We start from the raw sequence: 17176 nt of genomic DNA on the forward strand, positions 1-17176 counted from the left end.
TTTCAGTGGAACTTTCCCTGACGTTGGAGAAGCTGAGAATGCAGCAACGGGTAGTTTTGGTTGTGGTACTCCAACAGTAGCCATGTAAATGTCGCCGTCTCCATAAGAACCATATTGCCATACTATATTGTTACCGTAAATAGCAGGATTGTATGCTGATCCTTTGGCGCTAATTTTCATTTTCTTATTAGTGGAAATATCGTACATGTAAATTCCATGATTTGTATCACCATCATCCTGTCCACCATCNNCTATCCTGTTACCATAGATAGCGGGATACCCCTGGTTATCTGGACTGCTGGTTATCTGAGTTTCTTTTTTAGTGGAAAGATCATACATGTAAACATCATCGCTTGTGTTAGGATCCTCCAAGCTTGCTAAACTATCATCCCAGACTATTTTGTTATCGTATATATGTGGATTATCTGCTGTTCCGGTGGTGCTTACCGAAGTTTCTTCTTTAGTAGAAAGGTCGTACATGTAGATATCACGGTAGCCTTCCTCATCCATTAAACCATAAATTATTTTGTTACCATAAATATCAGGAGCGTATGCGCTGTAGTAGACATTGTTGGTTATTTGAGTTTCCTTTTTAGTGGAAAGGTCATACATGTATATATCATAGTGATAATTATCATTCCCAGCGGCTGACCATACAATTTTATTCCCATACATTGCAGGATCAGATGCTGATCCACTGTTAGTTATTCGAGTTTCCTTTTTGGCAGAGAGATCATACATGTAGATATCATAGTCATAATCTCCATTTCGAGTATCTGACCATACTATCTTATCCCCGTAGATATCAGGACTTCCCCATACTTTCCCACTGTTGGTTATTCGAGTTTCTTTTTTAGTGGAGAGATCATACATGTGAATATCTGTTTTTCCATTGCGATCATCGACGTATACTATCCTGTTACCATAGATAGCAGGATAGGATGCGTGTCCACTTGTCGTTATTCTGGTTTCAGCAGTCTGAAGCGAAGCGCCTTTCTCAGTAGCTGCCAACGCTGTAGACGAAACATCATTGCCTTTTATGGTGGCGTTTCCGGTGTCATTCTGAGTAGCTGCTAATGTTGCAGGCAAAACGTAATTATCTTTGATAGTGACATTCCCGGTGGCATTCTCAGTAGCTGCTAATGCTGTAGATATCAAAAGCAAGATTAGAGCTATTGAGACAAAACTTATTTTACACAGAGTCTTTGTTTTATTCAATATTTCCCATCTCTAATTTTTTAGCTCAGGAGCTTTAACTCCATGAATTAAGTATTAAATGAGAACTTAACTTTTTTCTTTTGACTTATATATTTATAAAAGTTGAATTTATTAGACAACTGTATATAAGATCGACTTTATACAATTACAGATGCTTAGAAGTATTTACTGATGAGAAGAAAACTTTCACAATCTCAAGCATGCGCCGTCATAAACGATTTAATTATTCAAACACCCATAACTATGTGGTATAAATAAAATTTTTTAAAATTTTAAGGATTTATTTGACCGATCAAGTTTGTTTTATAGTCAGTATCCTTCTGGATGATGAGAGTGTGAGTACATTATAAACAGAACTACCTATACATTAATTGATAAAAATATATTTTTTCGCAAAAATATTTATATATTTAAATGATTATATAATTGTAGGCTTTTAAACAGTTGACTTTTTAGAATTGTATAAATAAAGAATGTTTAGTTTCAGTTTTTGTAACTTGCCGCTTCTTGATGTCCTAACTTAAACACATGAGATACTAAGTTCATATATGAGCTAGAATACCTCTTTAATAGACCATGTTCAAGAACTGAATATAGAAGACCTTGATTTTCTTGTTATATTTGTAGGCTTTTTTTGAACTACTGCTATTTTTTAGCATATACTCAAAGCTTATATTATTATTCTATAACATAAATTACATAATGTGACATATTGCCCAAAAGCTCTAAATACCTACTGACATCTTGCTCAATCCAGTAATTGTCCTGAAATTAGATAAACAACCTTACTTTTCCCCGGGGGAGACTTCACGTAAGAACAGAAAATCGTGCATGACTACATGATTTTTCACCCCCCAGTTAGATATGTTCGTTTGTAATGCTCCATCGTTGGGTTGGTCCTTAAAAGACAGGCATAAAAGGATTGCAAGATGGGGTTAGTCGATGATCTAATTATTTGCTTTCTCTATTAGATCGATACCAATAATTTAGAGCATCTCGATGAAGCCCAAGTGCTATTATGCTCATAACTATACTTACCACTAGCAAAAAGGGTGGATTCAGTATGGCGCTTGAAACTAATCCTGCTATCAGGAAATAGGCATGAAATCCGAGAGGTACAAGAAAGACAAATGCAGCCTGGGACCGGACCGAGACTTCCGGGCGTAATACCAAAATCAATAGCAGAGCACTTCCTAAGACTGCAATGATAGTAGCATAATGTATCAGGTCATTGGGGATGTTGGTAATGAGCTCATTGGTAATGAGCACGCCTGTTGTGCCGCAGATTATAGCTCCTGCAGGGGAGAACCAGCGCCCCCAGAAACCAGGTAGCTTTGATAACAATCGAAGGCTTGCTGAAAATGAGAACACAACCCAGAACCATGCCCAGAAGTTGTTGTAAGGAACACCGAAGTACTGATGTTCAAAACCTTTTCCCCAATCCCACATACCCAGCCGGATGGCTATTGCATCCATGGAAAGGTCGATATTCAGGGCCATCAGCCCATCGAGCACCGGTCGTGCCCATTCTGGAAGGTTGGTTTTATCGGAAAATGAGCGAACGCTATAGATAATAGCTCCCCAGGCCACCCCAACGACCACAGGGACAGGCCCAAGCATTACCAGAAAGCGTCCGTATTCGTAGGCATCGAGCTGCTGGATTGTAGCCCATTCCAGCAGCAAGCCGAAGAGCACCCCGGCAAGAAGTTGCCAGGCTACCCAAGAGCCTCGTTGCCATGCATCTTGCAGACAGGCCATAAAGAGCACTAAAACCAGAATCTCGAAGGCGAGAAAGTATAGATTTAGCAAGGGCATGAGCATCAAATACTAAATAACGGCTTAAAAAACTTGCGAAAATGTTTGATAACATAATTCTTCGTATATGGAATAATTACATCTTGAGTTGGTTGCAAGTGCGGATTATTGAATGGAGATAGGAACCGATATCCAACAGCTAAATCTTGCTACTTACGCAATAGGGTAGTTCTATATTGACCTGGCTGGACAACTCTCGGATATTTAAAGAAATTTTCAGAGAGTTGGCATATGAAACGATGACAGTCTTTGAGAGAAGCTTACAGCTAAATTTTATTGCTGAGCCATGGTTTTCTTACGGTAGTTGAAAAATGATTGTAATGTGCTTAAAATGCTTTTCATTTTAGGCACTGATTATAGAGAATTAAGAGGAAAAAAGGAATATTAAGGCTCATTTTTAGTGACCAAAAAACACTATTTCAAAAAGAGGCACATTGCCTAAGAGCTCTAAATATTTACTGACATTTGCTCAATCCAGTAGTGTTCTGAAGTTAGATAAACAACCTTACTTTTCCCCAAGGGAGACTTCTGTGTTAATGGCAGTAGAAGTAATTTATTTCCTCCAAGAAAAATCCGAGCAAAGAGTTTTAATTTTCACTCCTTGCTCCAGCTTTAATCATGAATTTATTCCAAAACCTGTTTTCTTCTAAATCATAGAATTTTCTCAGGATCACTTTCCATGATCAGATACTCAGTTTACTGTTCCAGATACGAGATCCATAAATCAAGTTTTGAATTTCAGGATAAGCTCGTTAATTAACCATCTTTTAATATAATAAATTCAATATAAAATTATATAGGGGCATGGGTTTTTACTATTTTTTAGAAAGCATGTGGATTAGAAGGAGATAGAGAATAGAAGAAGGGAGGTATTATGGAAAAGGACTACGATATTATAATTATCGGGACTGGAACCGCTGGCAGAATTTTTGCGGATAAAGTAGCACATTCAGGATTAAAGATAGCTATTATTGATTCGGGAAAATATGGTGGAATCTCACCTCCCAGAGGCTGTGATACAAAAAAGATGTTTACATATCTCGCCGAGGTCACTGACTGGACTAATCGACTGATAGGGAAGGGTGTGGGAATACAAGATCCTTTAAAAATTGACTGGCCTTCGCTTCTCGAGTTTAAGAGGGCAGTTACGGAAGAATGTCCTGGAAGAATTGAGAACCATTTTATTGAGATTGGAATCGATACATACCACGGGAAAGCTTATTTTGAAAATCCAAACACAGTAATTGTTGGAGAAGACAAACTTAAAGGAGAATATATCTTTCTTGCTACAGGTTCAAAGCCGAGAAAACTCAACATTCCCGGAGAAGAGTATATTACCACAAGTGAAGAGTTCATGAATATTGAAAAGCTTCCTGAAAGAATTATCTTCATCGGAGGCGGTCATATCTCCCTGGAATTCGCTCATGTTGCACGGAGGACTGGGGCAGAGGTTACAATTCTGCACAGAAGTGAAAGGCTCCTGAGGCACTCTGATGCTGATATGGTGAATTTGCTTATAAAAGCAACCGAAGCCGCAGGAATTAAGATTCTTATAAATAAACCGGTAGCCTCGATAGAAAAGGACGCAAATGGCTTTCTGGTCAGGACTGGGTCTGGGTCCGAAACCGAGTCAGAAACCCAGAATTTCCGCGCGGATATGGTAATGCATGGGGCAGGACGCATCCCGAATACAGAGGATCTACATCTTGAGAAAGCCGGGATTAAGATTGAAAAGGGAGCTATTGCAGTCGATAATTACATGAGAACCTCAAAACTTCGAGTCTATGCAGGTGGAGATTGCGTATCAGAAGGTATGAAACTTACTCCTGTAGCAGCTCTTCAAGGAGAAGTTGCAGCAGCTAACATCCTTAATGAAAATAGTGTCGAGGTGAACTATACAGGTATTCCAAACGCAGTTCATACAATTCCTGTCCTGGCTTCAGTAGGAACCAGTACCGTTAAAGATAACAAAAAGTATAAGGTAATATTCCGGGACAGAAGCAACTGGTATACAACCCGGAAAGCAGGAATGGAATTTGCAGCTTCAAAGGTAATTATTGATGAAGCAAACGACCGTATAACGGGAGCTTATATTCTGGGTCCGGATGCCGGAGAAGCTATCAATATTTTCGCTGCGGTAGTGAGGCTTGGACTCAAGGCATCGGACATAAAAAAACTGGTTTTTACCTATCCAACTACGTTTTCAGATATTCGATATATGCTGTAAATATTTCAGCAGAATTGCAGCATTTGTATTACGTCCTGTCCTGAGTGAATCCTATATAAAGAAACTGCTTATGGCGCTTTTAATATCGGATGAAATGTTGATCTCTGGAAATATCCATAACATATTGCGCGGACAAATTAGATATAAGCAGCGAGGAACGAGCAAGGCTTGGAGTACCTCCCGGACTCGCCTCGATAATTGTTTATTTCGTCGTTCATTCGGATAACTTACCCTAGATGAAAGTGGAGCAATTATTCGATGTCTTATATCTCCAATCTTCTCTTAGCGTTCGGGCTTGCAACGGATGCATTTGCAGTTTCAATCTCTGGAGGCGCTACGATAAATCCTTTTAGGATCAGTGATGCTCTCAAATTTGCTGTTTTTTTCGGGGGCTTTCAAGCTTTAATGGTAGTACTGGGCTGGTTTGGAGGAAGTGCAATGAGCGGCTTCGTTTCCGAATATGCTTCATGGATTGCCTCTGGACTTCTGGTTTTTATCGGAGCCAGAATGATTTATAGGAACCTGCGTGGAAGCAAGCAAAGAAAGATAGAATCATTAAGTTATTCTGTGCTTTTTGCACTCGCAGTTGCAACAAGTATAGACGCCCTTATTGTAGGAATAAGCTTCGCTTTTCTAAAATCATCCATTCTTGAGCCTGCAATTATTATAGGGCTTGTAACCTTTTTTATGTCTCTGTTTGGAGCATTTCTTGGACGCAAAATGGGTCACTTTTTCGAGCACGAAGCCAAACTTATTGGTGGTGTGATACTTATCGGGCTTGGGATCAGCTTATTGTTCTTGAGCAGTTGACCTTAACTTTTTGAGCTATCCGACAAATACAAAAATTACAATGCAGGGTATGTTCCGTAATGACAAAAAGAAAAACCTGACATGACTGCGAGATCTCTGATGACATTATTGTTTATGGTAGGCAAATTAGAAACTCTGTTTCCAAATAAATATTAGCCGACGAAAACTATTCTAAATTGGGGTTATTTAATATAACATTCTGTATATATTATTCTTGGGGAGGCATAAATGTCGGGTATAAACACTGATGAATTTATGTCAATTTCTTTTGATTTTCAGAAAATAGCCTTGATCCTTGTCATAATAGGTTTTGTCATAATGAGAACAGGTAAATTAAGTAAAGGAAAATTACACAGACACGATATAATATCCACATTAGGATATTTGCTAGTAGTCTTATCTGTTCCATATATGATTAATTTTACATACGATGCCATAATCTCAAAAGCCATTTCTCCTGTAATTTTAATTCATTCTTTAATAGGAATTGTGGTTTTAATCCTGGGATTTATAGTTGTGATTAACAGGCGAGGCTGGAAAATCAAAAGAAGATGGAAAACTAAAGCGAACATGCAAATTCTTTTAGTTTTATGGTTGATAAATTTCATACTAGGGACATATATGGTCTTATTTACTTAATAATGACTTATGCTTTTGGACTAAAAAGCAGCATTAAATCCATAGCAGCTAATCCTTAACTGAATAAATCTCAATAATTCTACGGAAGTTTCACATACTTGATTTTATCCTTCAAATGCATAAGTCCCACACTTTCCTAAAGGTTCTGATGAACTGTAAAAAGATTCTACCTGACGAAGGTAAAGGCTATGACCCGACATATTGTTCTTGGAAATCATTCCTTGCTTATAAATATAGATAAATGGTTCCAGGTAAGAGATATTTATTTTCCACATGTTGGAATGGAGAACCATGTAAGGGGACATGCTCACAGGATCGGAGTTTATACCGACAGAAGGCTTTCCTGGATCAATGAAGAAAACTGGGAGAGAAAACCTGCGTACAAGAAAAATACTCTTGTCTCCGAAAATCGGGCCGTTAATAGGGAGCTCGGAGTTGAACTTCTTCTGGAAGAAAGTGTCTGCTGTAAAGACAATATTTTTCTCCGGAAAATAACTGTTAAAAACCTGCAGGACAGGCCGAGAGAAGTCGGACTGTTCTTCAATCAAGACTTTCACCTTTGTGGAGACGGCATAGGGGACACTGCAGTATATCAGATGGACCATAACGTAATTGTTCACTACAAACGAGCAAGGTACTTCCTGATTGGCATTCTCAAGTCAAATCGAAAAGACGAGATAGCTTCCGATATTGATGATTATGCCATAGGTTATTCTGAGAACGAGGGGTTAAAAGGTACATATGTGGATGCCGAAGACGGAGTTCTCTCAAAGAATCCAGTAGCTCACGGATCTATAGATTCAACTGTGGGAGTTAGCCTTCAGCTTCAGGGTAACGGCACAGAAACTATCTACTACTACCTGACCGCCGGGAAAAATTTTAAAGATGTCTATGAACTCAATGACCTTGTTATGGAAAAGGGGCCTGAAAGCCTTCTGAAGCACACGGAAGACTATCAAAGAGAGTGGGTCAGTCGTCAAACGATTGATCTATCAGGACTTGAGCCCCGGCTTGTGGATTTGTATAAGCGATCTCTCCTTACGATAAAGACCCAGGCAGATATACATGGAGCTATAATAGCGGCAAATGACTCTGATAATATTCAGTTTAATCACGATACCTATAGCTATATGTGGCCCAGAGATGGAGCACTTCAGAGATGGAGCACTTGTATCAATTGCCATAATTAATGCAGGTTTCCCTTAACTTACCAAACCTTTTTTCAGATTTTGTAAAAATGTAATCTGGTGGGCTGGCTGCTTATTGCACAAATATAATCCTGACGGCACTCTAGGAAGCAGCTGGCATCCCTGGGTTGAGTATGGAGAAACTTCGCTTCCTATTCAGGAAGACGAGACTGCTCTTGTTATCCACGCCCTGTTGAAGTATTATGAAGCTACCGGAGATATTGAGTTTGTAAAGGAAGTCTATGAGCCCCTTGTAAAAGATGCTGTTTTTTTATGAATGAATATAAGTATCCAAATGATGTGCCGGTTGAGAGTTACGATCTCTGGGAAGAGCGGAGAGGGATTTTTACTTTCACCGCATCTGCTGTCTACAGAGAACTTCTCTCAGGAGAAAAACTCGGCCGTCTGGTAGGAGACGAGAAATTACCTCATCTATGCAGACTACGCTATTCAAAGTTGAAAAAGGCAGTATTAAGAGAGCTTTATGATTCTGAAAGGGGCGTTTTTTTAAGGGGTATTAGCTATACAAATCACAATATAAAAAACAAGAATATAGATCGGACTGTAGACAGTAGCTTGTATGGAATCTTCGAGTTCAATTTACTCCCAGCAAATGAACCTAGAGTAGTGAGGACAATGAGAAACCTTGAGGAAAAACTCTGGGTTCCGGGAAAAGGCGGGCTGGGAAGATATGAAAATGATCTATATCATCGTCAAGAAGGCAGGCTCAACAGTAATCCGTGGCTTATATGTACTCTGTTGCTTGCGAAATGGTATATTGCAAGAGCAAAAGAGATTAAGGACTTAGAAAAGGCTCTAGAATTGATCAACTGGGTTGCAGACAGTTCCCTTGAAACAGGAATTATGCCTGAGCAGGTAGACTCTCTTACAGGAGAATCACTCTCTGTCGCACCTCTTACCTGGAGCCATGCTGAATTTGTGGATACAGTCATTCGGTATCAGAAAAAGAAAACACAGTTAAGAGTTAAAGAGGAAAGTTGAACGTCTGTAATTGTAGTAAAGATTATTTTAGGTTTCTCGAATATTCTTTATAAGAAGTAAAGTCTGAAATGGGGGGAGCAGTGTGCAGGAAAGGGAATCAAAAGAACAAAAGTTTGAATGTTCGGTTTGTCATATGACTTTTGCAACAAGAGCTGAATATGAAAAGCATATGAGAGAAAAGCATAACAGATAAAACGATTTTTACATTAAGTTTTAGAGATAGTTATGTAGAAATAAGGGTTTAAATAGAATTTAGGATAACGCACTTAGTTATTTGGAGAAATATTGCATTGCGGTGTACAGAGAAAGGAATAAAGTTTGTCTGAAGCAAGGAGGCAAAAACCCGAGATTATAGAGAAAGGTGTTGTCGACAGAGAGAAGGGGAACTCGGTCTATGCTGGTGCACTCTATTCAAGTAATAAGTTCTCGCCAGAGCTATCATATTATGTAATTCCTAAGGTTCCAGGTTCTCTTATGATTCCAGGTAAGCTTTGTTATTGATGTTTCAGCCCAACCGCATAAGTTATAGCTTTTTCGAAAACTGAAAAACCTTTTATTATCTAAGCCCAAAATATAAAACGAATGTTTTTTATAAATATTATTTTTGGGGGATATAATGAATACGAGTGAAAATGATAAAGTTCCGTATACTCTAGGAAGTATCAAAAAATGTATGTGTCCAAAGTGTCCTGTCCAAGCTGACAGCAAATGTGCAATGGATAAACTTGATGATTTAGTAAAGGGATTGGAAAGTGCACGGGAAGGAGACGTTCCGGAACCTCAAAGCGTTCCTGGAATATATTGTTCGACAGGTAAAGCTACCTGCAAGGATCTTAATCCTGACCAACAATGCATTTGCTACACCTGTGCAGTCTGGAAAGAGTATAATCTCGGAGAAGGAGTACCATCCATGTACTTTTGCCAGAACGGTAAAGCAACTTGATTTTGAGCCCAGAAGATAAAAAGATGATATCTGGAAGTCATAGCAATTAGCAACAATGAATTCGAGTAAATGAGAGAAGCTAATAGGATCTATGTTATCTTAAGCAGTTAACCTCTTTCGATATGACAATTGCCAGGGTTTTGTCTGTATCTTTGAGGAGAGAAGACTGAAAATTAAACTTTTTATCCTCACCTGAAACTGCTGTCCCTGTTCTCTTTCTCTTCTGGTTCAACTCAGTTCCTGAAGTCCGGTTCCAGATGTATTTTTTGATTTCAAATCCAAAAACATTAAGAATCTTGACAGTTTCAGAGAGAACTCCCCTGAAAATTCATCACCTTCAATTACAGTCAGCTTCATGCCAAGAGGATCTATACCACTATATAAGAAGGGGTACTGTATGTCTCAGAAAACAACTGAAAAGGATTATCTGACGATGGGTGACGTTGTATTGGATGATAAAACAGTACTTGTAAGAGTGGACTTTAATTCACCCATGGATGATAATGGAAACATCCTGGACGATAGAAAAATCAAGAGTCATTTGCCTACGTTGCGGTCCTTGGAGCACTCAAAAGTAGTTCTGATGTCTCATCAGGGTCGACCCGGAGATATGGACTATACCACCCTGGAAGCTCATGCAAAGTTAGTAACAGAGCTTTTAGGTCGAGAAGTAACCTACGAGGATGACTTATTCAGCTCCTGCGCAAGGAATGCTATAAAATCCCTTGCCCAGGGAGAGATCCTGCTCCTTGAGAATACACGCTTCAATGCCGAAGAGATTATGAACCGTGCTCCTGAGGAACAGGCTAAAAGCCAGATGGTCAAGAAGTTGTATCCACTGTTTGATTTCTTTATAAACGACGCTTTTTCAGTTTCTCACAGATCTCAGTGTTCTGTGGTAGGATTTACAGAGGTTTTGCCTAGCGTTGCTGGCATCCTCATGGACAAAGAAATTACAGGCTTAGATAAAGCCTTGAAGTGTCATGAGCATCCAGCAATCTTCGTGTTGGGAGGAGCAAAAGCCAACGACTCCATAAAGGCGATTTCTAATATTCTCAAGCGAGGCGGTGCTGATAAGATCCTTACCACCGGAGTAGTAGCTACGGTATTTATAATAGCAGAGGGCATCGATGTAGGCGAAGTCAACAGGAAATTCATTGAAGATGAGAAATATATGGACCAGATTCCGATTGCTTCCAAGCTACTCAAGGAGTATTCGGGTAAGATAGTCGTACCTCAGGATGTAGCGCTAAACAATGGTGGAGAACGCCAGGAAGTGAAAGTTGACAAGATAAAAGGAAATCTTCCAATAGCTGATATTGGACGGAAGACCATTGAAAATTATTCCAAGTACCTTAAGGACGCAAAGTTATGCGTTTTTCACGGTCCAACTGGTATTTTCGAGCTAGATAAGTTCAGGCTTGGCACAGATGAACTTCTTAAGGCTACAACTCAAGCAAACTACTCTGTTGCAGGAGGAGGACATACCTTAGATGCCATTGATCAACTTGGTCTAGAATCAAAGTTTTCCCACATAAGCCTTGGTGGAGGTGCAAGCATAACGTATCTATCTGGTGAGCCCTTGCCAGGAATCAAGGCTCTAAAAAATTATGCATCCAGATCCCATAATGGTTAAAAGGTCTATACAAGCTGTCTTATATGGTTTGAATTTTTAAAACCCATAAATGTCAGTAGATATCTCCTTATATATATTTAAATTTAAATTCATACTTATTTCAGGTATATTTTGAATCAAATTTTTCTTTTTCATGTATTTTTTTCATTTGTATTCGGTTAAGATACGATCTATATGAAATGTGTTACTTTTGTTGCCATCTCTGTACAACATATAAATGTAAATCGAGATACATAGACGATTACAGTATTTATTTTAACGTTAACATATTCCTTAACCGAATACAAATGTATATTTTTCATATATTCCTCATATATTCGTCACTTGTCAATTGTAGGCACAATTTAGCAGTTTGAAATTTTATGTCATTCTTTTCTCAACTGTGTAAACCAAAACCATATTTCCTCAAAGAAGTCCTTGATAACTACTTTTTAGACAATTAACCGATGCAAAAGGCTTTGTATTCTACGACATTCTATTCTTTAAATCCAATGCAAATAGCTTAGGGTTTACGCAATGAACTGAAAACAATAGCATGAAATCGCCAAATGTCTAAATTATTGTATTTGTGACAGGTCTGCCGATATTTTACTCCTCAGAAACGTAAGTCCTGATCTGAAAATATTGAATTTTATTTAAAGGGGGTTTAAATCAGGGGATGACAAGGCAGAACCTTTTCAATGTGTTTGGGGGAGAGTCAAGCGTTATAAGGTGTGGATATTGCAACTGAGTGTTGGATATTGCAACTAGCTGTGCATATTGAATAAGACTTGAATAGATAAAAAGAAAGACTTGAATGGATAAAACTTGATAATGTAGCTCGCTTGTCCTGCATAGTCATTCATGCTGAATGTATATGTAGAGAACCATTATCAAGAGTTAAAGCACCTCAATGGGGGAGTTGTCGCAAATATATGGCAGTTTTTGGTCTTGAAGACACCAGGAAAAATCTAAGCTGGCGACTGCTGTTGAAACAGACGAAATAGAGGAAACATATAGAGAAAACGTATCCTACATAGATCGAACTTGCAAAATTTCAGGGGAATGAAATTCCAAACATAAAAAATTAAACAAACGGGGCAGGATAATAATGGCTAAAGCAAAAATTGCGGTAAATGGTTATGGAACTATAGGAAAAAGGGTTGCAGACGCCGTTGAGGCTCAGGACGATATGGAAGTTATTGGAGTATCCAAGACAAAACCGAATTATGAGGCTGCAGTGGCACATCAGCTAGGATATGACATATACGCTCCTGCTGAGAGTATTGAAGCCTTTGAGAAAGAAGGAATGCCGGCAGCCGGAACCATTGAAGAGATGCTAGAAAAGTCTGACCTGGTCGTGGACTGCACTCCAGGGGGAGTTGGGGAAAAAAATAAGCCTATGTATGAGAAAATCGGGATAAAGGCAATTTGGCAGGGCGGCGAGAGTCACACCATTTCGGATTTTTCCTTTAATGCTGAGAGTAATTACGAACAGGCTGTAGGTCGTGACTTGGTGAGGGTTGTTTCCTGCAACACCACAGCACTTTGTAGGGCTATTTCACCTATAGACAGAGAACTCGGAGTAAATAAGGTGAGGGCAAGTCTCGCAAGAAGAGCAGTCGATCCCAACGATGTTAAAAAGGGACCTGTTGATGCAATCGTACTTAATCCGGTTAAACTTCCGTCTCACCACGGACCGGACGTAAGGAGCGTGCTTCCGCATATTAATATAACGACTGCAGCTATAAAAGTCCCAACGACTCTTATGCATGTGCACACTGTAAATATGGAAGTCAATAAGGATTGCACTGCAGAAGACGTTAAGAATATCTTTGGTTCTCAATCCAGGATCCGTTTAGTAGCGCAGGGGATTACGTCAACAGCCGAAATAATTGAAGTTGCCAGAGATATTGGACGCCCCAGACATGATATGTGGGAGCTCTGTATCTGGCCTGAATCCATTACAGTGACTGAGAAAGAGCTTTACTTCTTCCATGCTGTCCATCAAGAATCTATTGTAGTTCCAGAAAATGTGGATGCTATCAGAGCAATGATGGAATTGGAAAGTGACGGCTCAAAATCTATCGAGAAAACAAACAAAGCTATTGGACTATATAATAAATAAGGATGCGTGGACAAAGTCTCTATGGAGGCTCAAGTTTTTGAGGACTCTGAGCATCCAGTTTGAATATCAGGAATAGGCTTTGTAGAAAACTATCTAAACCAGCCTCAAGAGGCTGAAATTAAAATACGTAAAACGAGCTTCTTATATCATTCAGTTCAAATAAATGGAGACTAGTTATTGAGGTTTTCTACGAAGCCAAAAAAACATATTCTTTTCTTTAATATTCTGACTAAGCTCTGTGAACTTAAAAAATCAAGAGCTAATGCTTCGATTCCAATTACGGAAATAAAACTGGATTTTAAATTAGCATTGATCAATGGTTTTTCCATGAAGGAAATATAGATGGACACAATAAACGCTAATTGAAACCATCTGTGTTCATCTGTATTTATCCGTGGTTTATTGAGGATAATATGGAATCGATGCACTAAATGCGAGATATCTTTCAAAGAAATCGTTTAAAGGCCAGAAATGACTCTTTTACTTTTTCCGTCACCTATAACTTATATTCAATGAATTTAAATAATATTAAAGCTTTATTTATTAAATGCGGGAGTAAAAGGCAATTCTTGAGGTGGCAGATTAAAGGAATAATTTTACGTAACAGCGGAAAGGTTAATTTTACAAAATGATGGCTGAAAAGCGTTTAGGAATTGTTTGCAAATTTAAATATTTACATTGTATTCCTTTTATAGTCCGAGATATCGTCTTAAAAAGCTTTGAGCTCGATTTTGGTTAATGTTTATTCGATAAAGTACTGTATTCAGGTTTTACGCAAAAACAAGATATTTCCAGCCATTTCGGACTTGTCAGGAGTAGTTACTCAAGTTAGGATGGGAGCATGAGATTAACAAAATCTATTTGCCCAGAATGCAAAAGAATAATTGAAGCTTCGATCTTCGAGGAAAATGGGAAAATAGTAATTGGAAAAGAATGTCCTGATCATGGGAATTTCAGGGACGTCTATTGGTCAGATGCTGAACTCTACAGAAAGTTCGAAAGGTACTCATATACAGGAACAGGAATTTCAAACTTCCAGAGCTCCAGTTTCTTGAATTGCCCTTTTGGTTGCGGGATCTGTCAAGATCATGAATCAGGGACTTTGCTTGCAAACATAGATATCACTAATAGATGCAACCTTAGATGCCCTGTCTGTTTTGCAAACGCAAGAGTAAAGGGCGTCGTTTTCGAACCAAGCTTCGAAGAAATCCGGAAGATGATGGAAACACTTAGAAACGAGAAACCTGTTCCTTGCTCAGCTATTCAGTTTTCAGGCGGAGAGCCGACAGTAAGAGATGATCTTCCAGAGATAATTGAAATGGCCCAAAAGCTGGGGTTTGCGCAAATCCAGGTAGCAAGTAATGGGATTCGCCTTGCGAATAGCCCTGAATACTGCAAAAAGTTAAAAGATACTACATTGCGTACTATTTATCTTGCTTTTGATGGGGTCACTCCAGATCCTTATATCGAAACCAGGGGTTTTAATGCCCTGCCTTTGAAGAAAAAGGCTATTGAAAATTGCAGGATTTGCGGGCCTGAAAGTATTGTGCTTGTCCCAACTCTTGCAAAAGGTGTAAATGACTTCCAAATAGGGGGGATCATCCGTTATGCAGCCGAAAATCTTGACATTGTAAAGGGAGTAAATTTCCAGCCTATTGCATTTACAGGAAGAATAGATAAGTCTCAGAGAGAACAGAAGAGAATTACCATACCCGACGTCATAAAGCTTGCAGAAGAACAGACTAACGGAGAGATTCCCCGTAACGCCTGGTACCCGGTATCTTTTGTGGTTCCTATAAGCCGTTTCCTATCGGCTGTGAGAAAAGTTCCTATTCCGGAGTTGACAGTTCATCCACACTGCGGTGCTGGAACCTACATTTTCTTTGAAGAAGGACACTTTATCCCAATTACAAATTTTCTTGATGTGGAAGGTTTTACTGAATTCCTGACGGAAATAATTCCTGAGATGAATGGAAAAGTTAGTAGAGTTCTGACCCTTTCAAAGGTTTTAAGGCAAGTACCAAGGTACATTGACGAGAAGAAGGGACCTAAATCCATAAATGTAGTCCAGATGATCCTCGGCGTTCTTAAAAAAGGTGACATGGAAAATACATCTCGTTTTCATAGAAACACACTATTCATCGGAACAATGCATTTCCAGGATCTATATAACATAGACCTCGAAAGAGTCAAAAAGTGTGGGGTACATTATGCCATACCAGATGGTAGAATAATTCCTTTCTGCACATATAACATATTTCATAGAGACTCCGTTGAATCAAAGTTCTCTGTGCCTTATGTACAAGAGAGTAAACCTGAACAAGAATAACAGATTTAAAATAACTGAACAAGAATAATAGAGTTAAAATAGATTTAGGGAGACCAAAAAAGTTTAGTTACTTCCAACATAGAAGAATTGTTACTGAAATTGCTGAATAAAAACTGCTTCTTTTACTCATTTTAAGTTATCTCTAAACTTAGAACTTATCCTAAAAGTAAGTAAGAGCGTGTTTTAATCTTACAATAAGTCTATAATATCTTAGTATCATCAGATATCTGGCATTATCCAGATTGCATATGTGGCTAATTGTAAAAGTTACAGTTCGTCACAGCATTTCAGGATAGGCTCTAAATCAGAAGGATGGGGAATAATATGACATGGAAATATCGTGGGGAATTATTTGTCCGACATAGAAATAATCCGATACTCACCGTTGATTACTGGCCGTATGAAGTCAGTTCGGTGTTTAACCCTGCAGCGATTATGGTTGACAATACAACTGTATTACTGGTAAGGGTTGAAGACCACAGAGGTTTTTCTCATCTTACGGTAGCTAGAAGTAAGAATGGAATTGACAATTGGGAAATTGATCCCAAACCAACCTTTACCTCGGACCCAACATACCATTCTGAAGAGATATATGGTATTGAAGATCCGCGGATAACTTATATTGATGAGATGGGAAAATGGGCTATAGCATATACGGCTTATTCAGATTCTGGTCCATTAACGTCGCTTGCCTATACAGAAGATTTCGATAATTTTGAGCGAATAGGACCGATCATGCCGCCTGAAAATAAGGATGCTGCTATTTTTCCTGCAAGATTTAATGGCACATGGGCGATGTTACACAGGCCAGTATCTAATATTGTGGGTGCAAAGGCAAATATATGGATATCTTTTTCGCCTGATATGAAATACTGGGGAGAACATGAAGTTCTTCTGTACGCTAGAGAAGGGGGATGGTGGGATGCCCGTAAGATTGGATTATCCACTCCGCCAATGAAAACATCTGACGGATGGTTAATTATGTATTACGGGGTACGTCAGACAACATCTAAAAGGAGCTATCGGCTCGGACTTGCTCTTCTTGACCTTGAAGATCCTACAAAAGTGCTCCACAGGTCAGAAGGCTGGATTTTCGGGCCTCGTGAAATGTATGAGCGGACTGGAGACGTAAATGATGTTGTTTTCCCATGTGGATGGATCCTTGTGGGCGATGAACTCCACATTTATTATGGAAGCGCAGATATGTCTGTAGCAATGGCCAGTGCCAAAATGAGCGATATTATGCAGTATATCCGTGAGTGT

At 38.9% G+C, this 17176-nt stretch carries 15 protein-coding genes; 13 read left to right on the top strand and 2 right to left on the bottom strand.

Annotated features, from left to right (window positions below; all coding sequences use genetic code 11):
- Positions 1–1218, bottom strand: a 1218-nt coding sequence (locus BP621_RS10170; protein ID WP_292389562.1) for a TolB family protein, incomplete at its 3' end; no start/stop codon positions are given.
- 951 nt (positions 1219–2169) lie between these two features.
- Positions 2170–3033: a carotenoid biosynthesis protein gene (locus tag BP621_RS10175; protein ID WP_292389565.1), complete on the bottom strand. Its 864-nt coding sequence runs from the start codon at positions 3031–3033 to the stop codon at positions 2170–2172.
- A gap of 874 nt (positions 3034–3907) precedes the next feature.
- Here BP621_RS10175 and BP621_RS10180 point away from each other — a divergent pair.
- From BP621_RS10180 to BP621_RS10240, 13 genes are all read left to right on the top strand, one after another.
- Positions 3908–5260, top strand: coding sequence for a dihydrolipoyl dehydrogenase family protein (locus BP621_RS10180; protein ID WP_292389567.1), 1353 nt, complete (start codon positions 3908–3910; stop codon positions 5258–5260).
- A 13-nt stretch (positions 5261–5273) separates the two neighbouring features.
- Positions 5274–5486, top strand: a complete 213-nt coding sequence (locus BP621_RS17245; RefSeq protein WP_394339302.1) for a DUF1646 family protein — start codon at positions 5274–5276, stop codon at positions 5484–5486.
- 32 nt (positions 5487–5518) lie between these two features.
- Positions 5519–6070, top strand: coding sequence for a manganese efflux pump MntP family protein (locus tag BP621_RS10185; RefSeq protein ID WP_292389569.1), 552 nt, complete (start codon positions 5519–5521; stop codon positions 6068–6070).
- 228 nt (positions 6071–6298) lie between these two features.
- Entirely contained in the window at positions 6299–6709 is a 411-nt protein-coding gene (locus tag BP621_RS10190) for a hypothetical protein (protein ID WP_292389571.1), read from the top strand.
- 188 nt (positions 6710–6897) lie between these two features.
- The gene (locus BP621_RS10195; protein WP_292389573.1) at positions 6898–7899 is read left to right on the top strand and encodes a hypothetical protein; all 1002 of its coding nucleotides are present in this window, start codon (positions 6898–6900) and stop codon (positions 7897–7899) included.
- 73 nt (positions 7900–7972) lie between these two features.
- Positions 7973–8173, top strand: coding sequence for a hypothetical protein (locus tag BP621_RS10200; protein ID WP_292389575.1), 201 nt, complete (start codon positions 7973–7975; stop codon positions 8171–8173).
- Complete coding sequence (locus tag BP621_RS10205; RefSeq protein ID WP_292389578.1) at positions 8170–8898, top strand: glycoside hydrolase family 15 protein; 729 nt, start codon at positions 8170–8172, stop codon at positions 8896–8898. The genes BP621_RS10200 and BP621_RS10205 overlap by 4 nt, the downstream gene beginning before the upstream one ends.
- 318 nt (positions 8899–9216) lie before the next feature.
- The gene (locus BP621_RS10215; RefSeq protein ID WP_292389583.1) at positions 9217–9399 is read left to right on the top strand and encodes a hypothetical protein; all 183 of its coding nucleotides are present in this window, start codon (positions 9217–9219) and stop codon (positions 9397–9399) included.
- Positions 9400–9514: 115 nt separating this feature from the next.
- Complete coding sequence (locus BP621_RS10220; RefSeq protein WP_292389586.1) at positions 9515–9841, top strand: DUF2769 domain-containing protein; 327 nt, start codon at positions 9515–9517, stop codon at positions 9839–9841.
- A gap of 397 nt (positions 9842–10238) precedes the next feature.
- Positions 10239–11477 carry a phosphoglycerate kinase gene (locus BP621_RS10225; protein ID WP_292389588.1) on the top strand — a complete coding sequence of 413 codons (1239 nt, stop codon included), beginning with the start codon at positions 10239–10241 and terminating at the stop codon, positions 11475–11477.
- A 1090-nt stretch (positions 11478–12567) separates the two neighbouring features.
- Positions 12568–13584, top strand: a complete 1017-nt coding sequence (locus tag BP621_RS10230; RefSeq protein WP_292389589.1) for a type II glyceraldehyde-3-phosphate dehydrogenase — start codon at positions 12568–12570, stop codon at positions 13582–13584.
- 841 nt (positions 13585–14425) lie between these two features.
- Complete coding sequence (tes, locus tag BP621_RS10235; RefSeq protein WP_292389592.1) at positions 14426–15913, top strand: tetraether lipid synthase Tes; 1488 nt, start codon at positions 14426–14428, stop codon at positions 15911–15913.
- Positions 15914–16237: 324 nt separating this feature from the next.
- On the top strand, positions 16238–17176 hold a 939-nt coding region (locus BP621_RS10240; RefSeq protein WP_292389594.1), incomplete at its 3' end, for a glycosidase.

Source organism: Methanosarcina sp. UBA5, from assembly GCF_002505485.1.
Classification (GTDB): Archaea; Halobacteriota; Methanosarcinia; order Methanosarcinales; family Methanosarcinaceae; genus Methanosarcina.